This is a genomic window from Colwellia marinimaniae (genome assembly GCF_002207865.1).
Classification (GTDB): domain Bacteria; phylum Pseudomonadota; class Gammaproteobacteria; order Enterobacterales; family Alteromonadaceae; genus Colwellia; species Colwellia marinimaniae.
Window position 1 is genome coordinate 36,865 of record NZ_BDQM01000018.1, and the last position, 17,908, is coordinate 54,772.

At 37.9% G+C, this 17,908-nt stretch carries 15 protein-coding genes; 7 read left to right on the top strand and 8 right to left on the bottom strand.

Annotation, left to right across the window (positions count from 1 at the left end; translation table 11 throughout):
- Nucleotides 1-21 precede the first annotated feature (21 nt).
- Both MTCD1_RS11575 and MTCD1_RS11580 read left to right on the top strand, forming a co-directional pair.
- A complete protein-coding gene (locus MTCD1_RS11575) occupies nucleotides 22-471 on the top strand; it encodes a response regulator (RefSeq protein ID WP_057182844.1) in 450 nt (149 codons plus the stop codon).
- A gap of 21 nt (nucleotides 472-492) precedes the next feature.
- The gene (locus MTCD1_RS11580) at nucleotides 493-2,160 is read left to right on the top strand and encodes a putative bifunctional diguanylate cyclase/phosphodiesterase (RefSeq protein ID WP_057182841.1); all 1,668 of its coding nucleotides are present in this window, start codon (nucleotides 493-495) and stop codon (nucleotides 2,158-2,160) included.
- Between the two features lie 177 nt (nucleotides 2,161-2,337).
- On the opposite strand, the gene MTCD1_RS11585 is transcribed toward MTCD1_RS11580, so the two are convergent.
- From MTCD1_RS11585 to MTCD1_RS11595, 3 genes are all read right to left on the bottom strand, one after another.
- Nucleotides 2,338-3,345 (bottom strand): glutathione S-transferase family protein, encoded by a 1,008-nt coding sequence (locus tag MTCD1_RS11585; protein ID WP_057182839.1) that lies wholly within the window; start codon nucleotides 3,343-3,345, stop codon nucleotides 2,338-2,340.
- A gap of 85 nt (nucleotides 3,346-3,430) precedes the next feature.
- Nucleotides 3,431-4,303, bottom strand: a complete 873-nt coding sequence (locus MTCD1_RS11590; protein WP_159459907.1) for a pirin family protein — start codon at nucleotides 4,301-4,303, stop codon at nucleotides 3,431-3,433.
- Between the two features lie 57 nt (nucleotides 4,304-4,360).
- Nucleotides 4,361-4,774, bottom strand: a complete 414-nt coding sequence (locus MTCD1_RS11595) for a DoxX family protein (protein ID WP_057182835.1) — start codon at nucleotides 4,772-4,774, stop codon at nucleotides 4,361-4,363.
- A gap of 175 nt (nucleotides 4,775-4,949) precedes the next feature.
- Between MTCD1_RS11595 and MTCD1_RS11600 the strand changes: the two genes are divergently transcribed.
- Nucleotides 4,950-5,891, top strand: coding sequence for a LysR family transcriptional regulator (locus MTCD1_RS11600; protein WP_057182833.1), 942 nt, complete (start codon nucleotides 4,950-4,952; stop codon nucleotides 5,889-5,891).
- Between the two features lie 73 nt (nucleotides 5,892-5,964).
- On the opposite strand, the gene MTCD1_RS11605 is transcribed toward MTCD1_RS11600, so the two are convergent.
- Nucleotides 5,965-7,575, bottom strand: coding sequence for a GMC family oxidoreductase (locus tag MTCD1_RS11605; RefSeq protein WP_057182831.1), 1,611 nt, complete (start codon nucleotides 7,573-7,575; stop codon nucleotides 5,965-5,967).
- A 230-nt stretch (nucleotides 7,576-7,805) separates the two neighbouring features.
- Between MTCD1_RS11605 and MTCD1_RS11610 the strand changes: the two genes are divergently transcribed.
- The 4 genes from MTCD1_RS11610 to MTCD1_RS11625 all read left to right on the top strand — a co-directional run bounded on the left by MTCD1_RS11610 (nucleotide 7,806) and on the right by MTCD1_RS11625 (nucleotide 11,270).
- A complete protein-coding gene (locus MTCD1_RS11610) occupies nucleotides 7,806-9,299 on the top strand; it encodes a coniferyl aldehyde dehydrogenase (protein ID WP_438819286.1) in 1,494 nt (497 codons plus the stop codon).
- Between the two features lie 351 nt (nucleotides 9,300-9,650).
- Nucleotides 9,651-10,454: an HNH endonuclease gene (locus MTCD1_RS11615; RefSeq protein ID WP_143760113.1), complete on the top strand. Its 804-nt coding sequence runs from the start codon at nucleotides 9,651-9,653 to the stop codon at nucleotides 10,452-10,454.
- A 128-nt stretch (nucleotides 10,455-10,582) separates the two neighbouring features.
- The gene (locus tag MTCD1_RS11620) at nucleotides 10,583-10,885 is read left to right on the top strand and encodes a hypothetical protein (RefSeq protein WP_143760114.1); all 303 of its coding nucleotides are present in this window, start codon (nucleotides 10,583-10,585) and stop codon (nucleotides 10,883-10,885) included.
- Nucleotides 10,886-10,997: 112 nt separating this feature from the next.
- The gene (locus MTCD1_RS11625; RefSeq protein ID WP_057182827.1) at nucleotides 10,998-11,270 is read left to right on the top strand and encodes a hypothetical protein; all 273 of its coding nucleotides are present in this window, start codon (nucleotides 10,998-11,000) and stop codon (nucleotides 11,268-11,270) included.
- A 106-nt stretch (nucleotides 11,271-11,376) separates the two neighbouring features.
- On the opposite strand, the gene MTCD1_RS11630 is transcribed toward MTCD1_RS11625, so the two are convergent.
- From MTCD1_RS11630 to MTCD1_RS11645, 4 genes are all read right to left on the bottom strand, one after another.
- Nucleotides 11,377-11,670, bottom strand: coding sequence for a type II toxin-antitoxin system RelE/ParE family toxin (locus MTCD1_RS11630; protein ID WP_057182825.1), 294 nt, complete (start codon nucleotides 11,668-11,670; stop codon nucleotides 11,377-11,379).
- Nucleotides 11,670-11,909: a type II toxin-antitoxin system ParD family antitoxin gene (locus tag MTCD1_RS11635; protein ID WP_057182824.1), complete on the bottom strand. Its 240-nt coding sequence runs from the start codon at nucleotides 11,907-11,909 to the stop codon at nucleotides 11,670-11,672. Before MTCD1_RS11635 ends, MTCD1_RS11630 begins: the two co-directional genes overlap by 1 nt.
- Nucleotides 11,910-12,359: 450 nt before the next feature.
- On the bottom strand, nucleotides 12,360-14,882 hold the full coding sequence (locus MTCD1_RS11640) for a TonB-dependent receptor (RefSeq protein ID WP_159459908.1): 2,523 nt from the start codon (nucleotides 14,880-14,882) through the stop codon (nucleotides 12,360-12,362).
- A gap of 502 nt (nucleotides 14,883-15,384) precedes the next feature.
- Nucleotides 15,385-17,403 carry a sensor histidine kinase gene (locus tag MTCD1_RS11645; protein WP_057182820.1) on the bottom strand — a complete coding sequence of 673 codons (2,019 nt, stop codon included), beginning with the start codon at nucleotides 17,401-17,403 and terminating at the stop codon, nucleotides 15,385-15,387.
- Nucleotides 17,404-17,908: the final 505 nt, after the last annotated feature.

Consider the following 17,908-nt stretch of genomic DNA (forward strand, 5'->3'; position numbering starts at 1 on the left):
GCATATAGTTGAGGAAAATTTATGAACCAAAGTATGACCCCGATTAGAATACATATGTGTGATGATGATCCCGATGATCAATTATTGGTGACTGATGCTTTAGAAGAAGCACGATTGGGCAACCCGATAGATTTCACTAATAATGGCAAAGAATTATTGCAGTATTTAAACCGCGAAGGAAAATATAGCCACCTGATTGACCAACCGCTACCAGGGTTGATTTTACTGGATTTAAATATGCCGGTGATGGACGGCAGGGAAGTATTAAGCAAGATCAAACAACACGATAAATTTCGTTCTATTCCTATCATTGTTTTGACCACGTCAAAAGCGGAAGCAGATATTGCCCGAACTTATGATATGGGGGTTAATTCCTTTATTATAAAACCAGTATCATTTGATAGTTTAGTAGAAATGATCAAATCTGTTACTGATTATTGGTTTCATTTAGTATCTTTACCAAAAAAATAACTGAAATAATTAGAGATTGAAATGGGGAAATATTCTAAATTTAAAGTGCTTATTGTTGAAGATGATGAAGATGATTACATCTTATTAGAGGCATTGTTAATAGAGGCCGTTGGTGATATTGGCTCGATTGTTTGGGCAGAGGATTTTAAGTCTGCTCAAACTAAAATAGCGAATGAACATTTTGATTTTTATTTCTTGGACAATCGCTTAGGGGCTGAATTGGGGGTAGAGTTAATCCTTGAGATAAAGCAACAATATGAAACCGCTCCGCCCATTATTATGTTATCAGGAGTCGATGATTATCGAACCGACCTCGATGCCATGGAGAGGGGGGCTGATGATTACCTGATAAAAAGTGAATTAACCTCTTATCTACTTGAAAGGACGTTTCGCTATTCATTAAAGAGTAAAGATCTTGAAGCAAAACTGGCAAAGTTGGCTCATTATGATAGTTTGACTGGTTTGTATAATAGAAGTCTCTTTAATGAATTACTCATTAAAACTATTCAACAGAGTGAACGTTCGGGACAAAAGTTTGCTTTAGTGACATTAGATTTAGACAATTTTAAATTTATTAATGATAATTATGGACACCCTGCTGGCGATCAGTTGTTGACCAAAATTGCCCGGCGATTAAAACACTCCACTCGAAGTTCAGATATTGTGGCAAGACTAGGCGGCGATGAGTTTTCATTGTTGTTAAAGGATGTCAAAAATGACTCTGACTTTGTTAAGTTAGTGGAAAACATTATGGCAATTTTTCAAGAGCCGATTCAAATAAATAGTAAGTCAGTTTCTGTAACCACCAGTGCTGGAATCGCCATTTTTCCTACAGATGCACAAATAGCGAATGAGTTAATCGATCATAGTGATAGAGCTATGTATCAAGCTAAAGCCCTCGGTCGCAATAATTATAGTTTTTATAATCAAAAGCTACATCAAGAAGCTATCGTTAAACATAAATTGGAATTAGAGCTAAATTGTGCCATCGATAACAATCTATTATGCTTGCATTATCAACCGATAGTTGCTCTAGACTCTGGAAAAATCAAGTCCTACGAGGCTTTGCTGAGGTGGCCTGATAGCGACAATGGCTTCCGCAATACTGAAGAGTTTATTGAAGTTGCTGAAGAGAGCAGTTTGATATTAAAGATAGGTGATTGGGTTTTTAAACAAGCTTGCTTGCAGTTAGAAATTTGGTCTGAACAGGGGATAAATGATCGACATATTGCTATCAATACCTCTGCAAATCAATTTAATTCCGATGACTTTACCGAACTAATTCTGAAATACGTGAGAAAGTCACCTTTTTTAGCGCAGAAATTAACTTTTGAATTAACCGAACGTAAACCCTTAGCTATTTCATCTAAAACAGTAAAAAGGTTGTTAGTATTATCAGAGTTAGGATTTAAATTTTCAGTAGATGATTTTGGTATTGGTCATTCTTCTATTTCTTATCTACGGGCATTCCCGATGGATTCAATAAAAATAGATAAGTCTATTATACAGAACATCTTAACATCCAATGAAGATTTGGCTCTTTGTACCGCTATTATTGCCTTGGGTAAGGCGTTAAGTTTAGACGTCATTGCTGAGGGGGTAGAGACAGAAGAAATAGCCAATTTACTTAATTCCCTAGCTTGTCCATACGCTCAAGGTTATCTATATGCTAAACCAATGCCTTTATAATATTGCTACTATCTTGATTAAACTTCGATTGTTTGCTTCAAGGCCTAAAACTGTCCTTTCAGCTCGGCTTTTTAGTAGCTGAAAATGTTTTGTGGTATTAGTGAACATTGTGCAGAACAGCTAAAGCCGCCTTTAATGATATAAAACTAAAGGCGACACTTTACCGGCTTAAAGGTTTTATAGCGCGGAACATGCCACCGTAACATTTTCAAGCTCTGCCCTATGATGTTTACTGGTAAAATCTAGCATGGGTCCAGCAGGAATTACCCGTGTTGGGTTAATGGTTTCGTGACTGCCATAGTAATGTGCTTTGATGTAGTCCATAGCAACTGTGTCAGCAATACCGGGCACTTGATATAAATCGCGCAAATAAGCCCAAATATTGGGGTAATCAACAATGCGGCGTAAGTTACATTTAAAGTGACCAACATAGACGGCATCAAAACGTACTAAGGTAGTAAATAAGCGCCAATCTGCTTCGGTTATGGTGTTACCGGTTAGGTAACGACGCCTAGTTAAGCGCGTTTCTATGTTATCTAGGGCAGAAAATACTTCGATCACTGCTTCATCATAAGCTTCTTGCGTAGTGGCAAAACCGGCACGATAAACACCGTTATTAATGGTGGGGTAAATAAAGTCATTAAGCTCATCAATTTCAGCCAATAATTCTGGTGGAGAAAAATCACCTGGCAGCGCGCCGACTTGATCAAAGGCGGAGTTAAACATACGAATAATTTCTGGTGACTCGTTACTCACTATAGTATTAGTTTTTTTATCCCATAAAATAGGTACAGTCACTCGACCAGTATAATCTGCTTGTGCCGCCGTATAAATTTCATGAACATTAGTAGCATTAAAGATAGGGTCGGCAATAACGCCTTCACCTGGTGCAAAAGTCCAGCCTTCATCACCCATAAAAGCATTGACCACTGACATTGAAATCATTTTTTCTAAGCCTTTTAGCTTACGATAAATGATGGTGCGATGTGCCCAAGGACATGCCAGTGACACATACAGGTGATAGCGATTGGCCTCGGCTTTAAAGCCGCCAATGCCCGACGGGCCAGCACTGCCGTCGCGGGTTATCCAATTACGAAAACTGGGGGCTTTACGCTCGAAACGGCCGCCCGATGATTTAGTGTCGTACCATTGGTTTTGCCATTTACCGTCTACTAATAATCCCATATTTTTGCTCCAAAAATTTTAAAAATACTGTATTGAAAATGTACTGCTTGTTTAGTTTGAAATGACTTTATACGGATTGCTATTATTAAAAAAGTCCACCTTGGTAATCAACAAATGCTTGTTGTATTTCCGCTTGGCTATTCATAACAAAAGGCCCGCCACGGGCGACAGGCTCGTTCAATGGTTTACCAGCGATTAATAAAAATCGACTGCCTTGTTTAGTGGCTGTTATGTTAACTTGCTCGCCATCACTGAGTATGCCTAACTTTTTAGCCGTCAATGTTTGTGCTCCGTTACTAGTAAGAACGCTGTTACTGTTGCTCTCACCTTTAATAAGGACCTCGCCCTCAAGCAGGTAAATAAAAGCGTTATGGCCTTTAGTTATGCCTTGGTTAAAGCTGCTACCTGGGGGCAAAATAATATCCATATAGGTGGGGAAAACGTAGTCATTTTTTACTGGCCCGATAGTGCCTTGGTCGGTTTTACCAGCAATCACTTTAACTCTGCCACCATTTTTTAACTGTTCAACCGCTATGGTTTCGGGGGCAAATTCTTGATAACGCGGTGCCGTCATTTTTGCAGATCTTGGCAGGTTGACCCACAATTGAAAGCCGCGCAGTAAGCCATCTTTTTGCTCAGGCATTTCAGAATGCAATATGCCGCGCCCTGCTGTCATCCATTGCACACCGCCGGGTTCAATTACACCTTCATGGCCCGCATTGTCTTTATGACGCATTTTACCATCGAGTAAATAGGTTACCGTTTCAAAACCTCGATGTGGATGTTCAGGAAAACCACCGATGTAGTCTTCTGCTTGGTCGCTTTCAAAGCAATCGAGCAATAAAAACGGATCAAGCATGTTCAATTGGGGAGAACCAATTATGCGGGTAAGCTTAACGCCATCACCGTCAGCGGTATCAATGCCGGAAAAAGTTTTAATTAGTGTTCTGGCTTTCATCTGTAACTCCATTTTATCAAGTTGTTTTTTAGTGGTTTACCAGGGCAGAGGGCGAGTCTATTTACTGCTAGCGCGGTTATCGAGAGCATAAGCGCCAGGACCTTGTGCTACTAACATTAAAAAGCCACCGGCAATGGCAACATTTTTCATAAACATAGCCATTTGCATTTGATCGCTAAAGTCGGCGTGAAATAACATGGCGGAGAGGATACTAAAGCCAGCTAAAGCAAAGGCAACCAGTCTGGTTTGCCAGCCAAGCATAATGGCAAGACCACCAAGTACTTCTAAGGCTATTACGAGCGGTAGTAACATGCCAGGTACACCCATGGCTTCCATATAGCCTTGCGTGCCGGCATAGGCGGTTATTTTAGTTAAGCCCGACATAAAGAAGATAGTGGCTAATAGTACACGACCTACTGGGGCGCTGATTTGTTGTAGTGTGGTGATGTTTTTTATACTGCTGCTGTTCATGGTGTGCTCCAAATTTAGTTGTGGTCAAAGTAATGAATTTACTCTTTATTAGTCTGCTTCGTTTCATTCTTCTCCAGTGGTAATTACAGTTTAGTTGTTGAACTAATTTGAATAAACAGTAGTATTTATAAAAGATAGTTCTCTAAAAGAGAACAATAGCTAACATGAGTATAATATGGGACAGTTAGAAGATATGGCGTTACTGGTGCGTATTGTGGATGCGGGCGGTATAGGCAAGGCGGCTGAGCAGCTCAATATGGCTAAATCAGCGGTGAGTAAACGCTTAAAAGAATTAGAAAATAGACTAGGTACACAATTGCTGTCGAGAACGACACGTAAATCCGCGCTGACCGAAGCCGGCTCGCTATATTATCAGCGGGCGATAACCATTATTGATGAAGTCGCTGAGCTAAATGCGCTAACCCACGGGGTGAAAAAATCCTTGTCAGGCACATTAAAGATCACTATGCCGTTATCATTTGGCTTATTACATTTAACACCAGTGATTGATGAGTTTTCTCAATTGCACCCTAAGTTAAAGTTACACATTGATTTTGTTGACCGTCATATCGATTTATTAGCAGAAGGCTATGAATTAGCCATACGTATCGCGGAGTTAAAAGACTCCAGTTTACAAGCCAGGCGCTTAACCCCCATTCGCCATGTATTATGTGCCAGCCCTGATTTTATTAAAAAGCATGGCTCTATTGAAACTTTGGCACAGCTTAATAATTTGGATTATTTACAGTACGGTAATATTGGTCAAAGCCACAGTCACCTGGCACAAAGTCAAAATGCGCAAGGGAAAGTAAGCCTTACCGATGCTAAAGGTAAAGCACATACGGTGCCACTTAATACCATAATGACAGCGAACAATGGCGACTTTTTAAAAGCCATGGCTATTAAGGGTAAAGGCGTGTGTTATCTACCCAGTTTTATCAGTTATCAAGCAATACAAGCAGGGCAGTTAGTGCCGCTGATGAGCAAGTATCAATTACCAATAATACATGCCTACGCGGTTTACCCGCAAACTCGGTTTTTATCCGAACGTTGTCGGTTACTGATAGATTTTATTGCTCAGCGCTTTGGTGATAAGCCATATTGGGATGAATATTAACTCGTGGCAGTGGTCGGTTTAGTTAGCTATCAGTGGGCCTTAAAGAGACATATTTCTACATTGCCTAGCTATGTTATGAGCTTGCTAAAATCATATCCGCTGCTTTTTCGCCAATCATTATCGTGGGTGCATTGGTATTACCGCTAATAATTTTCGGCATTATTGAGGCATCAACCACTCTTAAATTTTCCATACCGTGTACTTTTAATTGTGAGTCGACCACAGCCATAGCATCGTTTACTGGCCCCATTTTACAAGTACCACAGGGGTGATACTGGGTATCAGCTCTATTGCGGATATCGTGCTCAAGCTGCTCATCGTTACCGTTTTCAACAAAATAAAGCATATCTTTGCGAATGGCTGCAAAGGCTTTGCCCAGAAGAATATTTTGCATTTTTTTAGCGGCCCGTTTAATGATTACCATGTCGTTTTTATGGTTAAAAAAATTAGGATCAATCGCCAGTGAATCTTCAGGGTTATTACTGTTAAGTTTTACTTCACCAATACTCTCAGGGCGTAACAAGGTTATATGACAACTGTAGCCATGGCCGAAATTTATCGTTCTGGCGTGATTATCGGCAATAGCAGGTACAAATATCAACTGGGCATCAGGTGCTACTAAATTTTCTTCGGTACTAAAAAAAGCGCCAGATTCAGCGAACGTACTGGTAACTTTTCCGCTTCGATACTTCTGCCATGCAAACATTGCTTTAAGTATTCTTAAGCACCCTCTAACTGAGAAGCCAAAAGTATCGTGTTTACTCGCTACTTTAAATGTTTGCACATAATCAATATGGTCTTGTAAGTTTTGGCCAACACCAGGTAAATCATGGACACTGGCAATACCTTTATCTGCTAAGTGTGCACTGGCGCCAACACCTGATAACATTAAAATTTGCGGTGAGCCAAAGGCGCCACTACTAAGGATTACTTCCTTGTTACAGGTAATTTTAATGGACTTTTTATTCTTTTTGTAACGTACACCAATGGCAGTTTTACCTGAAAATAGTACTTTTTCAGTTAACGCGTGGGTAATAATGGTTAAGTTTGTTCGGGCAGTATTTGGGGTTAAGTAAGCCTTGGCGGCACTACAGCGCTCACCGTTTTTTATGGTACGTTGATAGTAAAAAGCACCTGCTTGCTCTGCGCCATTACAATCATCAATATGTTTGATACCTTGTTGTTTACATGCATCAATAAACATTTGATTGAGGTCACTGGCATCCGTTGCATTGGAAACGCTTAATGGGCCATTTTGGTTATGATATTCATCTTTAAAGGCTTCATTACCTTCAGACTTTTTAAAATAAGGCAGTATGTCTTTATAACTCCAACCTTCATTGCCAAGCGCAGCCCAATTATCGTAATCCCATTTATTGCCACGCACATATAACATGGCGTTAGTGGATGAGCTGCCACCTAAGGTTTTGCCTCTTGGCTGATAACCTTTTCGGCCATTCAAACCCGCTTGTGGGATGGTTTCAAAGGCCCAGTTATAAAGCTTAGTGGGTAACATGGCCGCCAAGCCGATAGGTGCTTTAATAAAGATACTTTTATCAGGGCCACCCGCTTCTAAAAGACAGACCGAGTTATTGGGATCCTCAGACAAGCGTGCAGCCAGCACACAACCCGCAGAGCCGGCGCCAACAATAATATAATCAAATTTAGCAGGTGTGCTGTTCATCATTTAATCCTTTAGACAAGCTTACTGATCGTACCAGATAACTAAATTAACGCTTTATCAGTGAGATAGCTATAGGAAAGGTACTGTTTTATTTGCTCTCATAAAAGAGGGCTTGCTATGCTAATTTCGTCTAAATGCTGACTTTTAGGCGCATTTTCCATATGCTAAGTGAACTAAGGCTGATGTGCGCTTAATATTGCTCCAGCTATATATTTACTAAAGGGTAAAAGATGATGAATGGTGTCGCTACAGCACTCGAAGTAACAGAAGATTTTTCAACGCAACTGCCACATTCGTCCAGTAATGATATTTCGAGCAGTGCCGCCTTAGCGCAATGTTTTAGTGGCCAAAAAAGTTACTTTTTGCAAAATACTTATCCCAGTTACCAGCAACGAATTGCTGATTTGCATAAGTTAAAATGTTTGCTTATCGATAATCAGCAAGCTTTTATTGAGGCTATATCGAAGGATTTTGGCCATCGCAGCGCTGATGATTCTAAACTTGGCGATATCCTCAGTACGGTCATGGGCATTAATTATACTATTAAGCGCCTCAAGCGCTGGATGAAAAAAGAAAAGAAACATGTGGGACTCTTGTTTCAGCCTGCCAAAGCCTTCGTTATTTATCAGCCAAAAGGCGTCATTGGTATTATCGCGCCGTGGAATTACCCGGTATTTTTATCATTTGGACCCTTAACGGCAGCACTAGCAGCGGGTAATACTGCCATGATCAAAATGTCTGAATTTACCCCTAATACCACAGCTTTATTGGCCGAGTTAATAAGCAATAGCTTTGCCAAAGAGCAAGTGGCGATTGTTAGTGGTGATGCAAAAATGGCCGCTACTTTTTCTAAGTTAGCGTTTGATCATTTGTTTTTCACCGGCTCTACTGCTGTTGGCAAGTTGGTGATGAAAGCGGCGGCAGAAAACTTAGTGCCGGTGACGTTAGAATTAGGCGGAAAATCACCAGTAATCATTGATAACAGTATGGATATTAATACTGCGGTCAGTCGTCTTATTTTGGGGAAAACACTTAACTCAGGACAAACTTGTGTTGCTCCTGATTATATTTTATGCCCGAAAGCAAAGGTTGAGGCACTTATTCAGGCATTTAAAACACGCTACCAAGCTATGTATCCCAGTATTAATAACAATCAAGACTGCACCAGTATTATCAATGATGGGCAAAAGTTACGCTTAGATAATTTACTGCAGGATGCCAGAGACAAGGGCGCCAATATCATTCCGCTTATTGCTAAGGTTGAGCTTGGTGAGCATAACGAACTGCGCAAAATGCCACTAACGCTGGTGACTAATACCAAGGATGAGATGTTAGTGATGCAAGAAGAAATTTTTGGGCCGATACTCCCTATTGTTGCTTATGATGACATCAATGACGCCATTGATTACGTCAACAACCAACCTAGACCACTAGCACTTTATATTTGTAGTTTTAACAAAGCCTTTCAACAACAGATACTACTAAAAACCCATGCTGGCGGTGTGTGTATTAATGATGCCGCTTTTCATGTCGCTAATGATGATCTGCCCTTTGGTGGCATTGGCGCTTCAGGTATGGGGCAATATCATGGCATTGAAGGCTTTAAAACTTTTTCACATGCAAAATCAGTGCTGTCACGTGGTCGGATAAACTTTACCACTTTATTATTTCCACCCTTTGGCACTAAGATTCATCAGCTGGTTTATAAGCTATTTATTCGATAAATATTGAGCTGTTTAGGCGCAGGGTAATCTTGCTGTTGCGTCTTCAGTGACTTTTTTACGAGGAAAGTGCGCATTGCCGACGTTTGCCTTAAAATATTTGCTATATATTTTCTAATTAATTATTGCGGGCTTATTACTGAGACTTCTCAGTAATAAGTCACCAATAATCTGTATAAACACTAACTCGTTGATATTATGTTAAATAGTATCTAGTTCTTTGTTGGATATTATTGAAAAGTCTCAGTAATATCCAAGTCTTAACAAAAATATAATGTATTTAGTTTCTAAGGTACTGAAAATATGGGATATTAATACAAATTAAATTAAATTAAATTAAATTAAATTAAAGTTATGGGACAGACATTACTGAGAAGTTTCCATAATACGCTGTTAGGTGAATTTGAGGCTACAGTGGTAAATCAAAGGCTTGTTGAGTTACGAAAAGTAGTTCGAAGTAAAAGTAAGACAGTTATTGATACTCTTCTTAAAGATCATAGTGCAGCTATTTGCATTTTATGTGCAACAGATAAAGATTTAACTAAAGAACATGTAATTCCTAAATGGACATTTGGAAATAATCAAAGTAAAAACTTTGTTACTGGTATTAATGGCTTGAGTCAAAGTTACAGTAAAACTACTTTACCCGCATGCTCTCATTGTAATTCCTACTTAATGGGTGCATTAGAGCGCAACTTGGAATTATTATTTCGTCATAAAGACTTATCAGAGGATTACTTTTCAAATGAAGAAAAGTCAAAAATAATTTTATGGCTTGAATTTATAGATTATAAATTTAACGCTCTTGATTTGAGGCGTAAGCTTAAAAAGCCTAAAGGTGGTACTTACATACCGTACTTGGCAAATTTTCCTGTAAGTATTATGCAAAGAATTGATGATTCACCTAGTAAGATATTTTCATCGTTTCGTAACAGTCTTAAAAAGTTGGGTGTTAAAAGTAAAGAAAAACAATTGAACTCACTTGTGACTTTTAAAACAACAAATGAGAGTTTCCATTTCTTTCATCACGCAAATGATTATATTTTTATTGAATTACCACAGCATAATGTTGCATTGTTCTATCACTTTAACCAAGAGTTTAATCTTGAGCGTGAAGCGTATGATTCTGCAATGGAAATAATTGGTAAGGTGTATTAATTCACATAACAAGCACTTTAAACGAAACAAAAACAGTTGGTTAGGTTTCGCTTCGCTCAACTATTTTAGCAAGCTATTACTTAGCCGCTTATGCGGGCGTTTTATATACATGGTTATGGATTCTACCTATGAGAAATAAAATATTATTACTAACATTACTTTGCTTGATCCAAGGCTGTACAGTTCTTGGAATGGTTATAGATAGTCAATTTCCGTCTAAAGATAATAATGATAAAAGTGAAAGCTTCTCTGAAATGGGTTTTAAAGCTGATATTGAGCTAGCAAAGTCAGTTATATATGATCAACCTCTACCGGGAAATGAACCTAAGATATTAACTGGTTGTAAATCGTTAAAAGGTAAAAAACAAGTTGAGTGCTATGAAGTGTCAAGTCAACTGAATAAAAGCCTACAAGAGCATGCTAGGCAATAGTATATAAGTAATTCAACAAGGACAAAAAACAGTTGGTTTTTGCTCCTTCGTCGCTATTTTAACCAACTATTTTTTGCCTGTTAATTGGGCGTTATGTTTACAAGGATAATTCATGAGTTACGTAGGAATCGCAAGAAATGCAGGTACGATATCAACAAATATTGAAAAACTAATCCGTAGTGGTGAAGGCTCTCCAGGGTTAAGTAAACGAATTGGTACTACTTCAACCAATATCACTGCATTTATAAACGGTAAGGCCTCTCTAGGTATTGCGAAAGCTTTAGGTACAACTACAACTAATGCACAACAATTAAGAGATGAAATTGGTAGAGAAGGTGCGATCGGTGTAATCATTGGCTTAGCTTGCGGTATGGATGCTAAGTAAACATATAAGAAATTAAACAAGGCTAAGTAATAGTTGGCTACGTTTCGCTTCGCTACACATTTTAGCCAACTATTACTTAGCCGCTTAAAATGGCGTTATATTTTTCCTAGAGTGCGGAGTTTACATCCATACTTTTATGTAAAATACGCACTATTAAAATTTGATTAACTTTATGCTCTTTGTAATAAATTACATGACTAGCTTGAGGGTACTTGTTGTAGCATTCTCTAATATAATCGCAATTAATACCTAACTCTGGTTCATCGGCTAAAAATCGAAAGGTATTATCCAGTATTTTTAAATAATCATTTCTCTGTGATTTCCCCCAAGTTAATTGGGTATATTTAGCTATTTTAATTAAATCTGACTTTGCTTTCGAAGATAATAAAAACTTACTCATTAATGGTTATCTTTATCTAGCTCGGTTAATAAACTTTCATAACTGTAATCTGCAATGCCGCTTTGTTCACCTTGGATTAGCATATTGCGTAAATTTAATAGCTTGGCTTCTTGATCTTCTAAAGCTCTTAATCCAGCTCTAACAATTTCACTTGCTGAGCCATAACGACCAGTGTTAAGTTGTTGCTTTATAAATTGATCAAAATGATCGCCCAATGTTACGCTTGTGTTTTTAGCCATAATGTAAAAGCTCGTAAGTACCAATATATATTAGATTATGGTACAAAAAATATAACAAGTCACTAAAAGGACAAAAAACACTTGGCTGTTTTCGTTCCTTAACATTTTAGTCAACTGTTACTTAGCCGCTTATTGTGGCGTTATTTTGTACAAGGAAAGTTTGGTGTTTTATTGGATAAAAAAATAATGTCGAAAGGCATTTGGTATATATTAGCAGCTACCATTGCTGCCCTTGTTGCCGGACCAGAAATAATAATAAGTATGGAACTCATGGTATTGGTAGAGTTTCTTGGAGCTTCAACATTCGTCTTAATGTATATTTCAGGTTTTAAGTTATTTTTCTCTGACGTGCTCACTAAATTAAAAAAATTCGAGTCACATTCTACTTTTTTAATTCCATCACTTCACTTGCTGAGGTATATAAGCCATCAGCTACCAAGTAAAGGTCACTTAAAACGCATTATATTCAAATGTGAGTCCAAATGTTCTGGTCATGCCACTATAGGCAGCAATCATCTCATTATTTTTGACGACACTAGAGACAAAATATTCGTCAGTTAGGTTTCTAGCCCAGAGAAAAGCTTTCCACTGCTGATTAATATTCCCAATGCCGATCCTGACGTTAACAATAATATAGTCGTCTTGGGTAAAGCGATTATCATATGCGTAGGATTGCGGCGGAATATTCACTTCAACTGGGCTACCAGTAAAATCGGACACCTGTGTTGTCATTGTTACCTCGGCTTTAAAATCGGTATTGTAGGCACTGGTATAAGCGCCATCTATAGCAACAAAAGCAAACAATGAATCACTGATGTTCCATTCATATTTCGTTAAAATATTGGCTTGGAATTTAGAGGTAAATGGTAAAGGCGAGCCAGCAAAGACGACCGATTGGCCTAGTTGATTAAAGCCATCACCTTTGGTTATTTCTGTGTCTAAGACTCCTATCGCAGCCATAACTGTTAAGCCTGCTAAAGGTAACCATTTTAGATCTAACTCAATTCCTTGAACAAAAGAGTCGTCCATATTTCCCAGAGTAAATGCCGTTCTAAACACAGGAATGGTTTTTTTAGTTAATAATTGCTTGTCCTGATAATCATAATAGAAAATACTCATGTTTAGCTGCGCTGTACCTTCGGCTAATAATGATTTCATTCCTATTTCATAGGCATCTAATTGTTCCTGTACAACAGGGTCTAACTGACTACTGACAATTGCAGCAAGTGAAGGATAACTTCCCGCTTTAAATCCTCGGCTATATGAGGCGTAGACTGAACTGTCCTGGGTGAGTTTGTAATTGGCAGCGAGTCGCCAAGATAAGGAGTTTTCAGCTAAGGTGTCAATGATCTGGCCAGTTCTTTGACTGTCCATGCCAAAATCAATCACTGTGACACAACCATTGATCGGCGTGCCAGAGTCTTCGCCAGCAAAGAAAAATTGATTGAATAAAGCTACGCCAGGGCCGCCAATATCTTCAGTACAGCCAGTATAATCAGCTGTGTCTTCCGTGTATCTGAGTCCGGTGGTTATCGTTAATTCATCATTGATATTCCAGTCAGCATTAGCAAATATCCCATAAGTGGTGGTTGCTTGAACGATAACATTACGGAGCTTATTAAAGCCAAAACCTGACATTGGCAAAATATTAACATTAGTCGCCAGTCCCCAATCTTGCGTCGTTTTATAATCAACATTACTTTTACTGTAATAGAGGCCCGCTATCCACACAATGTCATTTAGGGCTTGGGTAATTCTAAGCTCTTGTGAAAATGAATCGATCTTCCCATGCTGAAAGACATAGTCAGAAGGGACATATTCACTATCAGGTATGGTGAAATAATCCCCATGCAAATGCCCTTCATAAAAATTAGCCAGAGACCCGCCAAGTAATGTATCTAAAGGACCACCGGTTAGCTTTCTTATAAATCCGGCGGTTACCCCTGCGGTGCCACCTCGTTCATATTCAGAGCCATTATCTTTAAACTTAGTGTATCCAGTTAAGGCGGTTAGCGTCATATTGCTCGATAGTTCATGAGTAAGGCTTAAGGATATTGATGTCGTTTGGTGAGCAAGGGCAGGATTTCTGTCCGCAGTCCAATCGGCGGCACTAATATCATCACCATTACCTGGGAATAAATGTGGGTTAGCATTAACATCAAGAATAGGCTCAAAAATAGGGTATGAGGCATTGACTGGGCCACCGGCTTTGGCAGGTAAATATTCTATGGCTTGAGGGGCTAGGCTATCCGACCGGTCTTTTGAATAACCAAAACGAATTAAGGCCTTGGTAACAGCGCCAATGTTAATATCAAAACTTAATCTGGCGGCGATTTTATCTTGTTTCCCTAAGGTATCGTCACGTGACACACTTTGCTGCCAACCTTCACCTGAATGGATGATCTTGAGTGCAAATCGAGCATTGAGATCTTCAGTTAACGATCCATTGAGAAACCCTTCACCGCTATAGGTTTGAAAACTGGCAAGTGTTGCTTTAATGCCAGCATCAAAATCATCACTGGGTTTTGCGGCGATATAGTTTATTGCCCCTGCGGTAGCGTTACTGCCATATAAGGTTCCTTGTGGTCCTTTTAATATTTCGACTCGTTCAATGTCTATAATTATGCCTTTAGTCATAATTGGAAAAGGAATCGAAATTTCATCTATATAAACACCTACTGTTGCCGTGGCTTGAGCGCTGGATTCGTTAAAGCCAACGCCGCGCAAGGTATAGACCGGGGGGCCAAAAGCGGTATTGCTATAGTTAAATCCAGGTACAATTGCAGCAAGATCAGCCGTGTCTTCGATACCCATTTCGCTTAACTGATCGGCATTAAATGCTGTAATGGCCATGGGTATTTCATTAATGGATTGGGTGCGTTTTTGCGCGGTCACTTCGATTATTTCAATCTTACTCTTATCAGCTGCTGTTTTTTTACTTTGAACTTGCTGAGCGTTTACATTAAAAGACATAGAAATAAAGCTAATTATTAATAGTATTATGAATTTATTCGTGGGTAAAAAATTACTCATCATATTTTCTCTCAGTGTAATTTATGACAAATATAACCAGCATATTTACCTTTAATTAAGAGAGTACTATTTCAAAATAGTTAGGGTTGGTAGATCAAACAATAGACCTTAATTAGATGTAAAGCCATTGAGATAATAACTTTGAAAATTTTTAAGTTATGGCAGAGGGCTATCAAAATAATAGCCCCGTATCACATCACAAGGAAAGAGTACTAAGCGAACATATTGTTCGAACAACATTTGTTTTCTTAATAAAGTTTCATCGGCAATGAGTATAAGAGAGTTATAGCCAAAATCAGGTAAGTGAGTTTTTTAATTACCGAATAGGTAACTGCGTCTAGCTTTTAATTATTTGAATAACAGGTATAGAAGAAAACATATCAAAATGACGTATATATCCCAGTGAATTGGCTACATGCGGCTTATGCTAATCTGTATTATATTAATGATCGGTTGAAATAACTACTTTCTCTACATTCTTTGGGAAGTTAATCACAATTTTTATACCTTGTGAGGTTAATTTATCCCAAAAAATGGTGCCATTTAATCTTTGGGTAATGTGATTGTAAATAATTGTTAGACCAAGACCGGTACAGTCTGCGGTTCTTTTAGTAGTATAAAATGGTTCAAATATTTTTTCATAATCTCCCCTTGGAATACCACAACCATTGTCACGATAAATCAGGCATATATTTCCCTGGTTTTCACTTACTGCAATGTTAATGACAGGTTCTTTTGTTGATTCAAAGCCGTGAATGTAGGAGTTCTTAATTAACTGTATTAATACTTCAGAGAGAGAATGTTGATAACTAAAAGCTTTAATATCGCTGTTTATTTCTGTGATTATTTTGATTGAATGCTCTGATAAAATAGCTTGGTGTGACTTAACAATTAGATCAATTAACTGGTTAACAGAGAATTGTTGCACATCATCTGATTTTTCATGTAAAGAAAGGGCTTTAAAATTATGGATGAGCTTAATTGATTTATTTAAGTTGAGTTTGAGTAACCTCAAGCCTTCCTGATAGCTATTCTCTAGTCTAACAAGATCTTTTCGGGTGAGTTTTTGTTGTTTTATTTGCATGAATAGTTGTTCAATTTTATGTTCTATATGGCTAATTGAGGTGTTAATTATGCCTAGTGGGGTATTAAGTTCATGAGCAACACCTGAAACTAAGCCGACAAGCGAGGCCATTTTCTCAGCTTCTATTAATTGTGATTGGGTACTTTTCAGTGCCTCAAGTGTACTAGACAATTCATTGGTACGTTGTTTTACTCTGAGTTCTAATTGCTGCTGGTTCGCGTTTATTTTGTTTTCATAAACGGTAAAACGTCGGGCCAAATATTTAGTTAGCAATAGTGATAAGCTAATAAAAGAGAGTGTCACAAAAAAACTTAATCCCAAAAGGCGGAATAATTGGCTTCTATTTTGTTGAGCGATATTTTTTTCACGTTTTGCAAGGTAACTATCTGTTTCACTTTTATAAAAACCGGTACCGATGATCCAATTCCATTGTAAAAAATTACTAATAAAGCTAATTTTTTGAGCTGAGTTACCCGTGCTTGGCATTATCGGACTAAGATAATTTAAATACCCTCCCCCTTGCTTGCCTATTTCAATAATTTTCTTGCCTGCCGTGACCACATTCTCATCTGCATTGTCATATAAGTTAGTTCCCTGATAACTTTTTCGATAATGAGAAATTACATTACCTTGATAATCCAATATAAAAATATAGCCATTTAGGCCAAATCTAATATTTGAAATTCGCCCTACCATGCGTTGTTTAATATCATTTTCAACATCAATTAGGTATTCACCGGTACCTATAAACCAGTCGTACGGGGCGAAATGCTTACCAAAACCAATTTTCTCAAACTCTTGTTCTTTATTGTCTGGTTTAACAAACCACCAGTGATAGAAATATTCGCCATGTTCTTTGGCTAATTGACCTAAATCACGAACAATATACTTTCCCCTTATGTCTTGAAAATTTGCCATTGAAGTCCCTTCTATTTCTGGGATAATAGGGTGCATAATACTGAGACCGTTAGTTTTATAAATAAAAAAATAACCACGTCCATCATTAAAACGAACATTTCTTAAGGCATCGGAAATTAATTTGGTCACTTCTTTTTCGGATTTGTTTTTATTATTATCAAAGATATTGGTTGCAATGCTATGAGCTTGATAAATATGTTCTTTAATATTATCTTTTAATGTTTTTTCTGTACTGTCTCTTTCGTAAGTTATCTGTTGTATTAACTGTTCAACTTGTGCCTTAATCAATTCTTTTTCGGATGCGATAAAATCTTGCTTAAGACTTTGAATATCAGCACTAAGTTGCACTTTGTTATGATTGAGGACGATAAAAATTGTTAAGCAGGCGAATGCAGTAACTATCAGGGGAGGGATTATTTTTATTAGCCGTAGTAGCTTTTTATCATGGATTACTTTCACGAATCAACTCACCTTTGATTATAAAAAACAACATAAATATTAATCAATAGCCTAGGGAAATATTGCACCCCCTTTAGTAGTATAAACAACCTGCTATCGCCTATATTGATATGATAGAAGTTGCTAATTTATCATCATTATCTAGGTTTCTTCATAGTATATACCTAATCATAAATGTTGAGATTAAATGTATTCGTTGAAAAATATAACTTATGCTTATCTTATCGGGGCCATAATGCTCAAGTACATACTCAGATTATTGCTAGAAGGAGCACTAAATCATTGCCAGTTTTTAATGGTTTTTATTTACTTTTCTTGCATACAGGAACAGGTTATAGAGTAGGTTTTTCGAGGGAATAAGATGGTTGGCTAAAGGGCGCTGAATCCACGACAACCGGAATGACAATCAGGTTGTCGGTATAGGATTTACTTGGATTAACGTGTTTCAAGCTAGATATTATTTGTATTGTTCCTGTCATATCTTGGATTTAAGCAGAAGTTATTA